12 protein-coding genes and 1 pseudogene are annotated in these 17,727 nt (G+C 63.5%); 5 read left to right on the forward strand and 8 right to left on the reverse strand.

Translation table 11 applies throughout. The annotated features are described in order from the left end of the window. Positions 1-65 precede the first annotated feature (65 nt). The 3 genes and pseudogenes from ABID59_RS09180 to ABID59_RS09190 all read right to left on the reverse strand — a co-directional run. Positions 66-1,349, reverse strand: a pseudogene (locus tag ABID59_RS09180) (methylase); the annotation flags it as partial. Positions 1,350-1,531: 182 nt separating this feature from the next. After that, positions 1,532-3,649 carry a ParB/RepB/Spo0J family partition protein gene (locus ABID59_RS09185; RefSeq protein WP_354083180.1) on the reverse strand — a complete coding sequence of 706 codons (2,118 nt, stop codon included), beginning with the start codon at positions 3,647-3,649 and terminating at the stop codon, positions 1,532-1,534. A gap of 107 nt (positions 3,650-3,756) precedes the next feature. Beyond that, complete coding sequence (locus ABID59_RS09190) at positions 3,757-4,704, reverse strand: ArdC family protein (protein WP_354083181.1); 948 nt, start codon at positions 4,702-4,704, stop codon at positions 3,757-3,759. Between the two features lie 1,366 nt (positions 4,705-6,070). On the opposite strand from ABID59_RS09190, the gene ABID59_RS09195 reads away from it, so the two are divergent. Further along, a complete protein-coding gene (locus ABID59_RS09195; protein ID WP_354037479.1) occupies positions 6,071-7,363 on the forward strand; it encodes a hypothetical protein in 1,293 nt (430 codons plus the stop codon). Positions 7,364-7,411: 48 nt separating this feature from the next. Here ABID59_RS09195 and ABID59_RS09200 read toward each other — a convergent pair whose 3' ends face one another. Beyond that, entirely contained in the window at positions 7,412-8,194 is a 783-nt protein-coding gene (locus ABID59_RS09200; protein ID WP_354083182.1) for an enoyl-CoA hydratase/isomerase family protein, read from the reverse strand. A gap of 132 nt (positions 8,195-8,326) precedes the next feature. After that, a complete protein-coding gene (locus tag ABID59_RS09205) occupies positions 8,327-10,417 on the reverse strand; it encodes a molybdopterin oxidoreductase family protein (protein WP_354083183.1) in 2,091 nt (696 codons plus the stop codon). Between the two features lie 252 nt (positions 10,418-10,669). On the opposite strand from ABID59_RS09205, the gene ABID59_RS09210 reads away from it, so the two are divergent. From ABID59_RS09210 to ABID59_RS09225, 4 genes are read left to right on the forward strand one after another with little or no spacing between them, the layout of a single operon-like run. Beyond that, a complete protein-coding gene (locus tag ABID59_RS09210) occupies positions 10,670-11,626 on the forward strand; it encodes a tripartite tricarboxylate transporter substrate binding protein (RefSeq protein ID WP_354083590.1) in 957 nt (318 codons plus the stop codon). Between the two features lie 13 nt (positions 11,627-11,639). After that, entirely contained in the window at positions 11,640-12,110 is a 471-nt protein-coding gene (locus tag ABID59_RS09215) for a (2Fe-2S)-binding protein (RefSeq protein WP_148751191.1), read from the forward strand. After that, positions 12,107-14,239 carry a xanthine dehydrogenase family protein molybdopterin-binding subunit gene (locus ABID59_RS09220; RefSeq protein WP_354083184.1) on the forward strand — a complete coding sequence of 711 codons (2,133 nt, stop codon included), beginning with the start codon at positions 12,107-12,109 and terminating at the stop codon, positions 14,237-14,239. Before ABID59_RS09215 ends, ABID59_RS09220 begins: the two co-directional genes overlap by 4 nt. Next, positions 14,236-14,934 (forward strand): molybdate ABC transporter substrate-binding protein, encoded by a 699-nt coding sequence (locus tag ABID59_RS09225; protein ID WP_354083185.1) that lies wholly within the window; start codon positions 14,236-14,238, stop codon positions 14,932-14,934. Before ABID59_RS09220 ends, ABID59_RS09225 begins: the two co-directional genes overlap by 4 nt. A 9-nt stretch (positions 14,935-14,943) precedes the next feature. Here the strand turns inward: ABID59_RS09225 and ABID59_RS09230 are convergent, their stop codons facing one another. From ABID59_RS09230 to ABID59_RS09240, 3 genes are all read right to left on the reverse strand, one after another. Beyond that, positions 14,944-15,750 (reverse strand): SDR family NAD(P)-dependent oxidoreductase, encoded by an 807-nt coding sequence (locus ABID59_RS09230; protein ID WP_354037468.1) that lies wholly within the window; start codon positions 15,748-15,750, stop codon positions 14,944-14,946. An 85-nt stretch (positions 15,751-15,835) separates the two neighbouring features. Next, the gene (locus ABID59_RS09235; protein WP_354037467.1) at positions 15,836-17,128 is read right to left on the reverse strand and encodes a TRAP transporter large permease; all 1,293 of its coding nucleotides are present in this window, start codon (positions 17,126-17,128) and stop codon (positions 15,836-15,838) included. Further along, positions 17,119-17,667 (reverse strand): TRAP transporter small permease, encoded by a 549-nt coding sequence (locus ABID59_RS09240; protein WP_354037465.1) that lies wholly within the window; start codon positions 17,665-17,667, stop codon positions 17,119-17,121. The genes ABID59_RS09235 and ABID59_RS09240 overlap by 10 nt, the downstream gene beginning before the upstream one ends. Between the last annotated feature and the right edge of the window lie 60 nt (positions 17,668-17,727).

The following is a 17,727-nucleotide window of genomic DNA, read 5'->3' on the forward strand; positions in this document are numbered from 1 at the left end:
GTCGACCCGCGGCGAACGCCTCTCTTCTGGAAGGTCGACCTTTGCGACAAGGGACAAATCGCCTGTATCGTAGCCATCGCGGCGGACTGCACGAGTTTGGTCGGATGCGTATGCGCGCCCGGAATGCGAATCGCCTGCAGTGCGTATTCCTCATAAAGCGCGTCGGTCAGTCGAGCGCCGTCCGGAGGCGTCCATCCGACCGTCTCGTAGTTGAGCTCAACGCCCTCTGCCCCACCATCTTGCGAAGTGGACGACGGCCGTGGTGCAAAGGCGCCGATCGGCCGCGGCGTCGCGGGGCGCCCGATCGCATCGACCATGACGGGGGTGGCAACAGGCAGCCTCGGAGGCACATGCTGGCTCACCCAGTCGAGCAAGGTGGCGACATCGCCCGCCATGCCGAGCGAGGCCGGAAAGACTTTCGGATCTGCGGCGGACTGCTTGTCGATCACGAGCAGCCTGGTGTCGGTCTGCGTCCCGTGTTTCGCATAGACCGCGCCGTCGATTGCAGCAGAAAACACCACCCGCCCGCGTTCCTGGAGGCGAACGAAGGCGTCTCGCCACGCCGGATTGTCCGGCGCAAGGCTCGCGCCGGTAAAGGCAACCAGACGTCCGCCGTCGCAAAGACGGGCCAAGGCAGAAGCGATGTGCCGGAGCGCCGCATCCGCCATTCGTCGATCGACGTTCGCCAATGCCGAGAACGGCGGGTTCATCAGGACGACGCTCGGTGCGACGCCCGCATAGAGGTGATCATCGATCTGGGCGGCGTCGAACCGCGTGACCTTGACGTTGGGGAAGAGTTGATCGAGCAATGCCGCGCGGGGCTCAGCCAGCTCGTTCAATATCAGCGCCCCGCCGGCGAGCTCGGCAAAGACGGCGAGCAAGCCGGTCCCCGCAGAGGGCTCCAAGACCCGGTCGGACGGCGTGATGCCGGTCGCGGTGCATGCGGCGAGCCCGAGCGGGATCGGCGTCGAGAATTGCTGAAGGGCCTGGCTGTCCTCCGAGCGGCGTGTGTGGGTGGGAAGAAGGTTGGCGATCTTCGCGAGCATCGGCAGCATCGCGGCCGTTGAGCCAGCCTTGGTCCGGATAGCAGGGCCGAACTTGCGAAGAAACAGAATGGTTGCCGCCTCGCAGACGTCATAGGCGCTTTTCCAGTTCCAGACGCCAGCGGCGTCGGAAGCGCCGAAGGCAGCTTCCATGGCGCTACGCAGGACAGCGGCATCGATGCGACGGCTGCGCTCGAGATCAATCACGAGCTGTCGCGCGGCCCGGACGGCGGCGGAGGTGAGACTTGGAGCGGCACGCATCGAGAGCGGTGCGGCGGCAGCGCCGCCGGCGAGAGATTCGGTCATGGCAGGGTTCTTTCGGAGAGCAGGAAGGGGTCGAACCATCAGGCGCTCTCTTTCAGACCCGACGGCTCAAACCATCCCGGCCCAACTCTCCCTCTCTGCCTCCGTCCAAAAGAATGGGGACCGGCGCGGCACACCGGTCCCCAAGCAATTGCCGGACGGCGGGAGCCGTCCCGTTCTACGTGTCACTCAGCGGCGTCGAGCTGTTGCGGATCCTCGTCGCTCGCGTTGTCCCGATCCTCGTCCTCGGCGAGGAATTCGGGCAGCGGGCCCGCTTCACTCTCCTGCTCGCCTGACGCCGCATTGGGATCGACAAGACGCAGTGGCTCCGGTAACCAGCCGGAGCCGTCGAGAAGACGCTCGGCCTCCTTGGCCATGTCGGCCTTTTTCAGGTGGTCGATCAGTTGCGCGGAAGATTCGCCTCTTGCTTCCCGCACTGCCTCCAGGATGCGAGGCTTGGTGACGCGGCCGAGATAGTTGTCGACGGAAGGCCTCCAGCCCGCTCGAACCATGTCGAGGTCGACGGCGCGTGCCAGGACGTCGGCGTGATCGAGTCGGGTGCGGACGCCGTGGGCGGAGACACGGCCCTGATTGTAACGGTTGGCCGGCTCAAAGACGGCGTTGACCGCAAATGAGGCACAGTGCGCGAACAGGGATGCCTGTGCGGCGCCGTCGAGGGCCGTGAGCGCATCCCAGAGATCGTTCTCGCTATTCGGCAACCGTGCCTTCCAGGATTCATGCCGCGCCTCAACGGCCTTCGCGGACGCACTTTCCCTCAAGCCAGGCGCTTGAGCCGGAAAGGCCGGCGTGCGAAGCCCGATCTCAAGGCAGCTTCCGGACGATGCGAACCGGTAAAAGGCCGTCAGCACGAAGTTGTGCAGCACCGCCTGGAACGCGATCGCAGGATCTTCTGCCAGCGCATCCCGCAATGCCAGCGTGCGATGCGCTGTCAGCTCAGTGATCAGCCGATCCGGCAGAGGTTTCGTCGTATCCTCATCATCTTCTTCCGTATCAGTAGCGCCGCCAGTCACCGCGATGACCGTGCGCTGGATGGAAGCACCAGCCGCCTTCCCCTCGGCCGACTGTGTGTCGGCGGACTGTCCGACTTCAGGATCGTCTGCCGGGGCATCATCCTCGGGCCTGACGTAACCCCGATCGACCGAGAGGCGCCCTTCGGAATCAATGCTGACGAAGACGCCAGCGCGGGCGATCTCGGCCGGATCGTAAATCATCGGCCGGTGTTCGAACGCAGCGAGTGCCACCTCGATTTCGCCGAGACGCTGATCGACCTCATCGGGCAACTCGTCGGCATCCTGGTAGTCGAATTCAAGCCTGGCTTGCTCCGCGTTGAGGGCGTCGATGGTGGCCTGATCCTCCGGGGAAACATCGACAGGTTTGCCCTCGATTTCGCGCAGGCCATCCGTGTGGCCGTAGGGGAATGCGACGGCCACCGAAATCCACTTCCAGCCTTCGGCTGCAATCGTCTCGCCTTCGGCCTTGAGCTTTTCCGTCGCGAGACGGTCGAGCAAGGCGACGTCCTGGAGCCAGCCGCCATCATCGTGCTCGAACAGATCCCGCAAAACACCGCCGCCAGCCTGCTCGTAAGAATCCAGTCCAACGAACTGAACGCGGCGATCGGACGCGCGCACGGTATTTTCGGTCAGCATTCGCCGGATCTGATATGGCTCATCATAGCCGGATCGGCTGACGCTCTGCCAGACCTGCTCCTGCCTGGCGTGGTCGGCGGTAACAGAGAAGGCCATGAGCTGCTCGAGGGTCATGCCGTCTTCGGCATAGACGTCGTGAAGCTTTGGCGACACGGACGCCAGCCGAAGTCGTTGCTTCACGACGGCCGGTGTCACGAAGTGACGGGCCGCGATATCCTCGTCGGACATACCGGCGCCACTCAAGGTCTGGAAGGCTCGGAACTGATCGAGCGGATGAAGCCCTACTCGCTCGTCATTTTCTGCAAGCGAGTCGTCTTCAGCGATGCCCCCCTCGCGCACGACACAAGGAACGAGTTGCGTCTTTGCCATACGCTTCTGCTTCACCAGAAGTTCCAGCGCCCGATAACGCCGACCGCCGGCCGGCACCTCGAACATGCCGGTCTCATTGCCTTCGGCGTCCACGACCGCCCGCACATTGAGACTTTGCAGGAGCGTACGCTGCGCGATGCTTTCGGCGAGTTGCTCGATGGAAACGCCCGCCTTCACATATCGGACGTTGGACTGGCTGAGGACCAGTTTGTTGAACGGAATGTCTCGTGAGGGGGACAGCGTGATCTTTTGGACAGCCTTCGTCATATCGATTCTCCACGACGGGCAGCCGAGAGCCTCTCTCTCGGCCTCCAACCCGTCGCGGAAAACGACCCCGCCCTCTCACTCTCATCCTACGGCCACCGAGCAGAGCCTCACGCCGCCTGCTGGTCCTCCGGCATGTCGGCAGCAGCTCCTGGGAGAAAGCCAAGCAGGTAGTCCGCGGCCTTGCTGGCCTGGGAAGCGGCCCGGATGATTGCACGATTGTCCTCGCGCAAGACTTCAAGCCACGAGCCGATATAGTCGGCGTGCCGCACCGTGGGGACGATACCGAGCGAGGCGCAACCGAACGCAGAGGCGATTTCCGCAACCAACTCCTCAAAGGCGTACTTCTTGGTTCCATAGCTGCCCGACAGGTCGCGGTTGAGACGCGATGGGTGGCCGCTGGCATGCGCCAATTCATGCAAGGCCGTTCGATGCCAATTGATCGGCTCGAAATAGACTTGCGGTGGCGGCACCTGCACATAATCTTCCGTCGGCGCATAGAAGGCGCGGTTGCCGCGGATGCGGAAGTCGATGCCGGTCGCCTTGATCAGGTATTCGACCTGCGGTTCGATCAGACCGGGCGGCGGAGGCGGCGCCGTTGTTGCGATCTCGGGAGGCAGGCCGTCGCATTGATCGCTGTTAAAGACAGTGAAGCGCTTGAGGAACGGAATGGCCTGCGCTTCCTCACCGTTCTCGCTCGCGCGGCGCTTTTCGTCGACTGGCACAAAGCGGTCGGCATAGACGACGGTCGTGCCGCGCTCACCCTTGCGGACGTGCCCACCGAGCGACAGGGCCTGACGGAAGGTAAGCCAGCTCTGACCTGTGAATGCGCGCTCAGTGGCTGCTCCCCAGAGAATCAGAACATTGATGCCGCTATACTGACGGCCGGACGCGGCGCTTTTCGGCATGGCCAAAGGCGCCTTCGCCGCCACGCTGCCCCATGGCTGGACCCACGGCACTCGGCCAGCCTCCAGTTCGGCGATGATCTTGCTGGTGATTTCGTCATAAAGGTTCGCCCGGTCCTCACCGGTGTGCGCCCGAGAATATTGTCTGGACATCGCGGATCTCCGCGACGGGCGCCGCGAGCCTCTCTCGCAGCCCATAACCCGTCACGGCAAATCCGCGCGACACTCTGACTCTCGCCTCTACCTGAGAGAATGCGAAATCTGCGACGCAATCCGCCTTGCATCGGGTGTTCACGGGAATTGCGTTGAGCTACCTAGGGCCGCAGGCCCGACCAGGCGTGCGCCAGGGGCGCATCGCCCAACGGAAATGGCACCCGGAGAGCGTGAGCATAGCGACCCGAAGGGGCACGCGGGTCCGAGTGCAGCGACGAGACCGGTTTAATAGCGGCACCCGGGAACGGGGCAGTGATAGCGGTCGCCGTAGGCGAGCCCCTTTTCCGAGTGCCCCCGGCGAGGAGCTCCGCATCCGCTTGCGCGAGGGATCGAAGCCGGATGGCCGAGACGCAAAGCGGCTCGGTCCACGAGAGCCCGGTGCGGCGACAGCCGCACGCGCGCAAGGAGAGTTCACCAGTCGAGGCGCTTGGTTTCCGCTCGCGCAAATCTATTTGCCGCAACTGGTCGCAGGCTAGCAATTCGTGCCCCAAGGCTCCCCTTCTGGTCCGATTCAAAACAAGTTTGTCATTCCGACAATTGAACTTTCAAAGCTTGCCTCCGCGCAGGGTTGAGCGGCAGATTGTCGGAACGAGTGCTGGCAACTAACGGGAATCACATGCCTCTCGATCAGCGGGCAACCACAAGCCTGCCGAAATAGGATGGCCACATTCTCGAACTATCTGAAGTAAGATTTCGGCTGCTTCTTTTTCGAGGCAGCTCTCAAGCTAAGCCTTCCAAATGTTCATCGCGTCTGATCCGGTCACGCGCGTACACCATCCCAATTGCTCTCCACGCCAGCCGATTTCCATACCAGTCATTGCTACCCCTTGTCTCTTCCAGGGTTCCGACCTCAACGTCAGAGAGCTGGTGAACCAAGCACGGGACGCGCAGAGACCACGAGGTACGGATATCGAAAATGGGAACCCTGAAGCGTTGTGTCCACGGGCGATATATCCACTGAAACCCCTACCATCAAGCTAGATGGAACACTTGGAGCGACGGCCTATTGCGGCCGCGGATTGACGTTAATGGCATCCCGCATTGCGCTTCCTGCTCGTTACCCGCCGATCGGCACATGGCCAGCAGTCATGCGGGCCGACATGGTCGCCGCGTACCTGGATTATCGCGACACCGGTGAACTTGCACGCGCGGTGGCCCGCGGCGAGGCTCCTCCGCCAACGGGCTATCGTGGAACTGGTCGCACTCGACAGCCAGTTTGGTCGAAGGCAACCATCGATGACTCGACCGCACCATACAGGGCCGCGAACTCAATCAGGTCAGACGGACAGGATTTGGCCTCTCTTGTATGAAAACACTCCACACCTCGTCTACACTCCCGCGTTACTGTCGGCAAAAGGCGTTGAAGCGTGGTGGCTGGGCATATTTTTTTGAGCCACCCACTTGGGCTCGCAAACAAGGCTGCACCGTCGAATCCGAAGCGCTGGGGGAGGATCTTGCGGCGGCGGTAGACCGAGTCACGAATGTCCTGTTACCCGCCTTTGACAGCTGGCGTTCCGCAGGTCTAACCGACATGGCTCCGGTTTCGACCGCACCTGGCACATTCGATTGGCTCATATTCGTTTTCAAAACACACCAGAAATGGAACGAGATCGACCATAAAACGCAGCGCCTCTACGACCAAGGCTTGGCACTTTTTGCCAATCATGAGCTGAAGGATGCCAGTCGAGCGGGCTCAAAACAGCTTTCTGCCTTCAACAAAGGATTCGTTGACGCCGTTTATGCGAAATTACTCGTCGTGGAACACAAGGAGCCGGATGGTCGCACCGTCAAGCGCGAACGTCGACGCTTCGCGAATGCAGCGATGACCGCTTGCAGGCGCGCCTGGTTTGTCGGCCAGCGCGCTCAAGAAACAAAAGTACCGGCAATCAACCCGTTCTCGCGAATGGGACTAAAGTCCCGCGCTCCTGGTCGACCTGTGCGAGAGACGCCCACGGCGAGCTGGGACGAGCTTGTCGCGTTCAGACTAGCTGCCAAGAAACTTGGATTTTACTCAATTGGCACAGCCGCTTTGCTGAGCTGGGAGTGGCTACAGCGCGAGGAACATGTGTTCGGAGCCTTCGAGATAGCACACTATCGGCCAGAGGAGCGACCAGACAGCGTGAGGATTGTACACCCGAAGAATGGAGAAGAAGCTTGGTGGCCTCTCTTCGACGAAACGGGCGCGCCTCTTTTCCCCGAGTTGATGGCGGAACTCGATTCGATCAAAGAGAGATTCGTTTCCGGATTGGCCTTTCGACGTGACCATCCTCATCGAAGATCATGCATTGCACTTCCATGGATTACTCCCCGCAAAGATCTGCGCTACCTCCGATCGGTCGTAAAGAAAATTATCGTCACAGCCGGACTCCGAAACGAGCTTTCATTTACATCATTTCGCCACGGCGGGTTCACGGAAGGTGCTGACAGCGACCTCACGGACGCTGAGTTACGGACCGCCGGCCGTCATCGCTCCAGACATCAATTGCCAACGTATGCAAAGCGTACACAGAAGCAGCTAATCGCTGCCTCTCAAAAGCGCCGGCTCCAGCGCTCTAGAACCGCTTCTTCAGAAGATCAGCTCGCGGCACCAACAAATTGAGGTATTTTTCTTGGCTTTCTGATATTCCAAACTCCCGAACATTTACGCCTACCGTCCCGTCCAGACCGGCTTCCTCTTCTCGCCGAATGCTTTCAGCCCCTCCTTGGCGTCCTCGGTCATCGCGAGCAGTGCGATCTGGCTTTCGGTGTAGGCTATGCTCTCGTCGAACGACATCGAGGCGATGGCGCGCATCGCGTATTTGCCGCGGCGGATCGCGGTCGGGGATTTGTCGGCGATGCGGCCGATCAGCCAGTCGACCTTGGCATCAAGCTCGGCCGTGGGCACGATGTAGTTGAGCAGGCCCGCATCCTTTGCGGCCTTCGCATCGAACGGCTCGCCGGTGAGCGCCCATTCGTTGACGAGGCGTCGCGGTGCGATCTCCTGCAACAGGCTCAGCACCTGCATCGGAAACACGCCGACCTTCACCTCCGGCAGGCCGAAGATGACATGATCCGCCGCGACCGCCATGTCGGTCATGCAAAGAAGCCCCATACCTCCGGCCATGCAGACGCCGCCGACGCGCGCGATCGCGGGTTTGGTGGCGTTCTGCGACAGCCGCAGCAGATCGGCATAATCGACGTTCGGCCTGGAATGATCCATCGCGAAAGCCGCACCGGAATTCTGCAAATCGGCGCCGGCGCAGAACGCCTTGTCGCCCGCACCGGTCAACACGATGACGCGGACGTCCTTGTCGTCATGCGCGTCGCGATAGCCACGTGTGATGCCGGCAATGACGTCGCCGTTCAGCGCGTTGCGCTTTTCCGGCCGGCTGATGGTGATCCAGAACGCCTGCCCGCGCTTCTCGGTGATGACGCCTGCGGTGTCGGTCATGACGCTATATCCTTGCTCCCGTTTTGCAGCCATTTGCGGCAGCCTCGGCGTGAAGTGCAAGGGCAAACTGCCATGCGGCGCCGCTTTAGCGCCTCGACGCAAATCTGCACGCGATCAAAGCGCGAGCGCAGCTCAGGCCGCGGCCGCTTTCCTGATCCAGACCTTGTTGTCGTGAAACGCTGCGCCGCCGATCGGGGCAATCGTGTCCGCACCGGTCAGCATGTTGATGCCGCGGCCACCGATATGATTCTTGTTCGGATGCACGGATTCCGCAATCAGCACGCCGCGCCGCACGCCCTCGAACAGCACGGCAATCAGCGTGGTCTCGCCGCGGGGGTTGCCGAGCGTCACCGCATCGCCGTCGGCGATGTCGAGCGCAGCCGCATCCAGCGGATGGATCATCACGCTCGCCTTGCCCTCGCGCGCCTGCGAGGACGGGGTCTCGTTGAAGGTGGTGTTGAGGAAGCTGCGCGACGGGCTGGTTGCAAGCCGGAACGGATGGGCCTGGTCGGTGTGCTCGATCACGGCCCAATGGTCCGGCAGCGACGGCATCTTGTCGAAATCGCCCATGGTCTGGCCGAACGGCGGATGCGCCCAGTCGGCCCTGAAATGGAATTTTTTGTCGAGATGAGCAAAGCCATCTAGATAATGCGAGGTACGGAAGTCCGGCTGCAGATCGCGCCAGATGTCGGCTTCGAGGCCGGCGATGTCGCCGTGATCGCTGAGCTTCAGCGTCGTGTCGATCAATTCGCGCGGCGTCATCTCGAAGCCGCGATGCTTCGCGCCGAGCCGCGGCGCCAGCGCCTGCATCACCTGGTGGTTGGAGCGGCATTCGCCGGGCGGGTCGATCAGCTTGGGACCGACCGAGATATGCTGATGGCCGCCGCCGTAATAGAGATCGTCATGCTCCATGAACATGGTCGCCGGCAGCACGATATCGGCAATCTGCGCCGTCTCGGTCATGAACTGCTCGTGCACCGCGACGAACAGATCCTCGCGCGCAAAGCCCTGCCGTACCAGCGCCTGCTCCGGAGCCACTGTCATCGGATTGGTGTTCTGGATCAGCATCGCCTTGACCGGGCCCTTGCGGAGCAGGGCCTCGGCATCGCCGGTGAGGATGCGACCAATCTGCGACTGGTCGAGCGCGCGGATCGACTTGTCGATCGCATCATGGCCTTCGATGACGGCTTCGTTGAAGTGCCACAGCGCGTAATTGTTGAAGAAGGCGCCGCCGCCCTCGTACTGCCAGGCGCCGGTCACCGCGGGAATGCAGTTCGCCGCATGCATCTGCGTCGCGCCGTTGCGCGAACGGGTGAAGCCGTAGCCGAGACGGAAGAAGGTCCGTTTGGTCTCGCCGACAGCCTTGGCAAAGGCCTCGATCTCCGCCACCGGCACGCCAGAGATCGCGGAAGCCCATTCCGGCGTGCGCGTCTTCAGATGCGCCTCGAGTTCAGCCGGGCAGTCGGTGTACTTGTCCATGTAGGCGCGATCGGCATAACCGTCGCGGAAGAGAACATGCATCACGCCGCAGGCGAACGCGCCATCGGTGCCGGGCCGCAGCAGGATCTTGATATCAGCCTGCTTCATGGTCTCGTTATTGTAGACGTCGACAGCAGCGATTTTGGCGCCGCGCTCCTTCCGCGCACGCGCAGCGTGCGTCATCACGTTGACCTGCGTGTTGACCGGATTGGTGCCCCAGATCACCACGAGATCGGACAGCGCCATCTCGCGCGGATCGACGCCCGCGATCTTGCCGGTGCCGATCGCAAATCCGATGCGCCCGACATTGGCGCAGATGGTCTGGTAGAAGCGCGAATATTTTTTCACATGCGTGAGACGGTTGAGGCCGTCGCGCATCACCAGCCCCATCGTGCCGGCGTAGTAATACGGCCAGATCGACTCCGCGCCGAACTCGCGCTCTGCCCGGTTGAAGCGATCGGCGATCTCGTCGAGCGCCTCGTCCCAGGAAATCCGCGCAAACTGGCCGGAGCCTTTCGCACCCGTCCGGCGCATCGGAAACATCACCCGCTCCGGGTGATGGATGCGCTCGGCGTAGCGTGCGACCTTGGCGCAGACGACGCCGGCCGTGTAGGTCTGCTTTTTCGAACCGCGGACGCGGCCGATGCTGCGACCCTCGACCACCTCGATATCGAGCGCACAGGCCGACGGGCAATCGTGCGGACAAGTGGAGTGACGGATCTCGATCTTGGCGTGCTGGTTCATGACCAATTTCGTAACACCAAAATACCGGGCAGCCGAGGGCATTTATCCGGCAACGCCCATGCAAAATGCTCAAGCCATGCGCGTGCCCTGTTCCTCCCGCGACCGCGAAAGGCCCCGCCGCCACACCGAAAACGGTCCGATATTCCGGCCGAAATCGACTTTATGAGGCGTCGACAGCCCGCGCGCCCTGTCGCTACAGTGCCGGCCAACAAAAACGAGTTCAGGGAGGTGGGCGTGACGGCTCGACAATTGATGCTGGCGCTCGCCGCCGGCCTGCTCACCGCATGCTCCGCAACTCCGTCCCTGGCGCAAGGCTATCCCGCGCACGGGGTCCGCATCGTCGTGCCCTTCGGCGCCGGCGGGCCGGCCGACGTCGCGGCGCGGCTGATCGGCAACGCCCTCCAGGAGCGGTTTGGCCAGCCCTTCGTGGTCGAGAACCGTACCGGCGCGGGCGGCGTCATCGGCACGGTCGAGGCGGCGAAGTCGGCGGCCGACGGCTACACCCTGCTGATGATGTCCAACACCCAGACCGCAAATGAATCGCTGCTGACGCCGGAGCAGCGCAAATACGATCTGATGCGTGACCTCGCACCGATTGCGCCCGTGAACTATTCCGATCTCGTGATCGTGGTGAACCCGCAAGTTCCGGCGAAGACGCTGCAGGAGTTCATCGCGCTCGCCAAGGCGCAGCCGGGCAAATTGAACTACGCCTCTTCCGGCCAGGGCACGCCCTATCACATGGCCGGCGAGCTGTTCAAAGCGATGGCCGGCATCGAAATCGTCCACGTCCCCTACCGCAACAGCGGCGAGGCGCGCAGCGGCGTGATCGGCGGCCAGGTGCAGATGATGATCGACGCGGTGCCGGCGATGGCGCCGAACATCGGAGAAAACCAGGTCCGCGCCCTCGCGACCACCGGCCAGCAGCGGTCCGCGGTGCTGCCCAATGTGCCGACTGCCGGCGAGGCCGGCGTTCCCGGCTACGAGGCGACGATCTGGCTCGGCCTGATGGCGCCAGTGGGCACGCCAAAACTTGTCATCGACAAGCTCAACTCGGCCGTGAACGCGATGGTGAAGCGGCCCGACATCGTAAAACTCTGGACTGAGCAGGGTGCCGTGCCCATGTCGATGACGCCGGAGGAGTTCGACAAGTTCCTCCAGGGCGACATCGCGAAATGGGCCGAAATCGTCAAGAAGTTCGATAAATCCTGAGGCCGCGCCGATCATGCCCACCATTCGATTCCAGCTCAACGGCGCGACGGTGGCGGTGGATGCCGATCCCGATCAAACGCTGCTCGACGTGCTGCGCGGCCAGCTCGGCACCACCAGTCCCCATTTCGGCTGCGGGGCCGGTGAATGCGGCGCCTGTTACGTGATGGTCGACAACCGCGCGATGGCGTCCTGCGACATGCCGATGTGGTCGGTGGCGGACAAGGAAATCGTCACACTGGAGGGCCTCGGCACCGCCGAGCAACCGCATCCGCTGCAACGCGCCTTCATCGCCGAACAGGCGATGCAATGCGGCTATTGCGTCTCGGGGATCCTGATCAGCGCGGCGGCGCTGCTGAAGCGCAATCCATCGCCATCGGAAGCCGAGGTCAGGGCGGCGCTCGACCGCAATCTGTGCCGCTGTGGATCGCACAACCGCATGGTCCGCGCCGTGCTCCGGGCGGCATCGGAGATCGCAACATCATGAGTGCGTCGCCCCCTGCCCCGAAACTGCCGATTAGCCTCGCAGCCAATCCAAGACTGTCGTCCTGGGTGAAGTTCACCGGCGAAGGCCGCGTGGCGGTCTCGCCCGGCAAGGTCGAGATCGGCCAGGGCATCGTCACGGCGCTGGCACAGATCGCGGCGGACGAGCTCGACATCGAGATCGGCCGCATCGACATGATCCGCGCCTCGACGGCTGCGAGCCCGAATGAGGGTGTCACTTCCGGCAGCCTGTCGATCCAGCAGTCCGGCCGCGCACTGCGCCACGTCTGCTCTGAGGTGCGCCAGCGCTTCCTCGCGGCAGCATCCGAACGTCTTGGCGTCGATGCGGCGCTGCTCGGTGTCGAGGACGGCACGATCTCGGGTCCCGGCAATATCAGGACCAGCTACTGGGAGCTGGCTGGCGACGTCTCGCTGGATCGCGATGCGACCGCAGGCGCTTCGGCGAAGACTGCCGCCCAGCGCGCGGTCGCCGGGCATGCGATCCAGCGCGTCGACATTCCCGACAAGGTGTTCGCGCGGCCGCGGTTCATCCATGACTGCGCGTTGCCGGGGCTGGTGCATGGACGCGTGCTGCGGCCGGACGTCTCGGGTGCGCGGCTGATCGCGCTCGATGAAGCGGCCGTACGCGGCGTTTCCGGGCTCATCGGCATCGTCCGCGACGGCAGTTTTGCAGGCGTCGTGGCCGACAGTGAGGTCGCGGCGGAAGCCGCGCTGAAGGCCCTGCGCAAGGATGCGACCTGGTCGGCCGGCGAGCCGCTTCCTGACGAAGACGATCTGGCTGACTTCCTGAGAAGCCAGCCAGTCGAGACCACAGTCATCGACACCCGGGTAGCCGCCGCGACAGAACAAGCTGCACGCACGCTCCGCCGGCAATACACGCGGCCCTACATCGCACATGCCTCGATCGCGCCGTCCTGCGCAATGGCGCGATGGGATGGCGACCGGGTCCATGTCTGGACGCACAGCCAGGGCGTCTATCTGCTGCGCGCCGATCTCGCGATCGTGCTTAAGCTGCCGGCCGAAAATATCGTCGTCGAGCATATGGAAGGCGCAGGCTGCTACGGGCACAACGCGGCTGACGATGTCGCGCTCGATGCCGTGCTGCTGGCGAAGGCGGCCGACGGCCGCCCGGTGCGGGTGCAATGGTCGCGCCACGACGAGATGTCCCACGCGCCGTTTGGTGCCGCGATGGCCATCGAGATCGAGGCCGATCTCGACGCGGGTAACGAGATCATTGGCTGGCGCCATGCGATCTGGAGCAACGGCCACGCGGCGCGGCCCGGGCGTGCGGCGCAGCCCGCGCTGCTGGCGGCAAGCGAGATCGCAAATCCCTATCCGCGCATGATCTCGACGAATCCGCCCGCGGCCAATGGCGGCGGAGGAGACCGCAATTCCGTTCCGCTCTACGACTTCCCGGCCTGGACGATCACGAGCCATCGCCTCCTGACCATGCCGGTGCGCACATCGGCGCTGCGAAGCCTCGGCGCGCAGGGCAATGTGTTCGCGATCGAATCTCTGGTCGACGAGATCGCCGCCTTGCGCGGCGAAGACCCGATCGCGTTTCGCCTGCAGCATCTCCGCGACGAGCGGGCACGCGAGGTGATCCGCGCAGCGGCGCGACGCGCGGCCTGGAAGCCCGAGCGGCGATCCGGCATCGGCTACGGCGTCGGCTTTGCCCGCTACAAGAACACCGGCGCCCATTGTGCAGGGATCGCCGAGATCGAAGGCACCGACGAGATCCGCGTGAGACGGCTGACGCTTGCGGTCGATGTCGGCGAAGCCATCAATCCGGACGGCGTCATCAACCAGATCGAGGGCGGCGCGATCCAGGCGACGAGCTGGGTGCTGAAGGAGCGCGTCCGCTTCGATCCGTTGCGCATCACATCGACCTCGTGGACGGACTATCCGATCCTGACATTCAGCGCGGTGCCAATGGTCGATGTGGAGATCATCCAGCGGCCGGAGATCGAGCCGGTCGGGGCCGGCGAGGCCGCGCACGGCCCTGTGACGGCGGCCATCGCGAATGCGGTCCATGATTGCCTTGGCGTGCGCATACGCGACCTGCCGATCACACGCGACAGAATCATCGCAGCCATGGAGCTTGCATCGTGACCACAGTGAACATTTTGAGCGGCGGCGCGGCGCAAGGCCTGGTGCGCGGCCTCAGCGAGGCCTTCAAGTCGCAGACCGGTTTCGGTATCGACGGCGAATTCGGCGCGGTCGGTGTGATGGCGGACAAGCTGCGCGCGGCCACGCCGGCGGATCTCGTGATCCTGACGCAGGCTCTGCTGGCAAAACTTGCCGCGGAGAAGCTTCTCGTCGCCTCCTCGATAGCCGATGTCGGCCGGGTCGAGACCGCGCTGGCGGTCCGCAGCCGCGATCCCAGGGTAACCGTAAACACGGAGGCCGATCTGCGCGAGGTCCTGCGCTCCGCGGACGCCATCTACGTTCCCGACACCAAGGCCTCGACCGCGGGCCAGCACGTCGCAAAAGTGCTGGATCAGCTCGGCATCGCCTATGAGGTCACATCGCGGCTGAAGATCTTTCCGAACGGCGCAACAGCGATGCGCGAGCTGGCGGCGTCCACCGCGACGCGGCCGATCGGATGCACGCAGGCGACCGAGATCATCGCAACCGACGGCATCGCACTATCGGGTTCGCTGCCGCCGGGCTGCGAGCTGGTGACGATGTATACCGCCGGCGTGACCACGCAAGCGGCACATCCGAACGAAGCCGCCGCGCTGATCGCACTGCTGACTGGCGCAGATCACAGGGACCTGCGCCAGCGCGCGGGCTTTGCCGGCTAGATGCGAACCTTATGTGTGCAGCTGGGTAAGGCCGGTCGGCGGACCGTCGACCCCGGTCCAGCCGCCATCGACGAACAGCGTGCTGCCGCTGACATAGCTCGCGGCGTCCGACGCGAGATAGGCCACCGCCGTCGCGACCTCGTCGGCGCTGCTCCAGCGGTTGAACACGGTGTGGCCGGCGTAGAGATTGTAGATGTCGGGACGCTGCTTGAACGGGCTGGTCAGCGCGGTCTCGGCGATGCTCGGCGCGATCGCGTTGACGCGAACGCCGGAGAGGCCGACCTCGGAGGCAAAGCCCTTCACCAGCAGACCAATCGCGGCCTTGGTCGATCCATAGACGCCGAGGCCCGGCTCAATGGTCACCGCACGCACCGAGGAGCAGGCGATGATGCTGCCGCCCTTTTGCTCGACCATGATGCGGCCAAAGGCCTGGAAGAACCAGACCGTTCCCTTGACGTTGAGGTTCAGGACGCGGTCGAGATCCTCCTCGGTGTAGTCGAGGATGGTCTTGCGGATGTTGAGCCCGGGCGTGGTCACGGCGATGTCGAGCCGCGAAAACTTCTGCATCACGGTTTTGGCGAGCGCGTTGACGTCGGCAGCGCTCGCGGCATCGCATGCGGCCGCTTCGGCCCAACCGCCCTTGTCGCGAATGCCCGCGGCCGTCGCCTCTGCCGCGTCAAGCGCGCGATCGGCGCAGACGACGCGGGCGCCAAGTCCGGCCAGCGCCTCGGCCGACGATTTGCCGATGCCCGATGCGGCGCCGAGCACCACGGCCGTCTTGCCGGTCAGATCGAAGAGCTTGCGATAGTCAGTCACGGACAGATTCTCCCTGTTGCTGTGACGCAAACTATCGCAAGCGCGGTTCGCCGGCCAATGCCGGCGAACGCACGACTGCTATCCCTTATCCCTTATATCCCATCAGCAGACGGGGCAGCCACAGCGAGAAGGCCGGGACATAGGTCACGAACATCAGCGCCGCGATCAGGGCCGCGTAGAACGGCATGATGGTGCGCATCACCGCGCCGACCGAGATGCCGCCAATGGCGCAACCCACAAACTGCGTCGTGCCGACCGGCGGGGTGTTCAGCCCGAGGGCGCAGTTGATCAGCATCAGCATGCCGAACTGCACCGGATCCATGCCCGCCTTCATCGCGATCGGCAGGAAGATCGGGGTGCAGATCAGGATGGTCGCCGCCATGTCCATGAACGTGCCGAGCAAGAACAGGATGACGTTGATGAGCAGGAAGATCATCCAGGGCTGCGTCGAGACCTTGCTCATGAGGTCGCCAGCGAAGTCGGCGACCTCATAGAGGCCCATCAGATACTGGAACATGGTGGAGACGCCGATCAGCAGCAACACCACGCCCGTCGTCTTCACCGCCTTCGCTGCGGCGCGCAGGAAGTTCGACAAGGTCATGGTGCGGTAGATGAAGAACGTCAGCAGGATCGTATAGGTAACCGCGACGGCAGCGGACTCAGTTGCCGTGAAGACACCGGACAGGATGCCGGACAGAATGATGCCGACGATCAGAAGGCCGGGCAGCGCGGCTGTGAACGAGCGAAACACCTCGGCCCAGCCCGGGAACTTGCCGGCCGGATAGCCGCGCTTCACCGCCACCGCGTAGGCGGCGGCCAGCATGCACACCATCAGCACCATCGCCGGCAGGAGGCCGGCGGCGATCAGTGCGCCGATCGAGACCTTGCCGCCGGCGGCGAGCGCATAGATGATCATGTTGTGGCTGGTCGGCATCAGCGCTCCGACCAGCGAGGCATGGGTGGTGACATTGACGGCGTAGTCGGTGTCGAACCCTTCCTTTTTCATCATCGGGATCATCACCGCGCCCATCGCCGATACGTCGGCCACGGGCGAGCCGGAGACGCCGCCGAACAGCGTGCAGGCGACCACGTTCGACATGCCGAGGCCGCCGCGGATGTGTCCGACGAGATTCTTGGCGAGCTGCACGATCTTGTCGGCGACGCCGCCATGCAGCATCAGCTCACCGCTGAAGACGAAGAACGGAATGGCCAGGAACGAGAAGATGTTCATCCCCGACATCATCTGCTGGAAGATGACGGCGACCGGCAGGCCTTCGTAAAGGATGGTGCAAATCGCCGACAGCCCGATCGCGAAGGCGACCGGTACGCCGAGGACAAGGAAGCCGAAGAAGGTGGCGCCGAGAATAATCAGTTCCATGAGGGGACGACCTCTTCGCCACGCAGGAGAGCAATGATGTGCTCGATTGAGAAGGAGACGATCAGAACGCCGGAGGCGATCAGTGGCACGTAACGGACGACCTCGGGAAGGCCGAGATTGGGGATCTTCACGGTTCCGACCGACGCGCCGAGGATCCAGCCGTTGTAGACCATCGCAACGCCGAAGATCGCCACCAGGACGTGGATCACGAGCTCGATCTTCTCGCGTACATGATCCGGAAGCATCACCAGCAAGCTGTCCATGCCGATATGTCCGGCATCGCGTACGCCGACGGCGGCGCCGATCAGCGTGACGTAGAGGATCAGCACCAGTGCGAGATTCTCCGTCCAGGTCGGGCTGGAATTGAGCACGTAACGCCCGAACACCTGGTAGAACACGATGGTGACGATGACGAGCAGGCCGGTCACGGACAGATACATGCCGAGCCGGGCGATGACGGCATTGATCCGCGACAGCAAGCCGGTGGACGGTCGCCCCTCTACCTCCTGCTCGTGGCTTGCAACGTGAGGGTCTGTCATCATCGTCTCCTAGCAAGGGCCCGGTGCCGCCTCGCGGCGACGCCGGACCGAATGCGCTGT

This window comes from Bradyrhizobium sp. S3.3.6 (genome assembly GCF_040546905.1).
Classification (GTDB): Bacteria; Pseudomonadota; Alphaproteobacteria; order Rhizobiales; family Xanthobacteraceae; genus Bradyrhizobium; species Bradyrhizobium cytisi.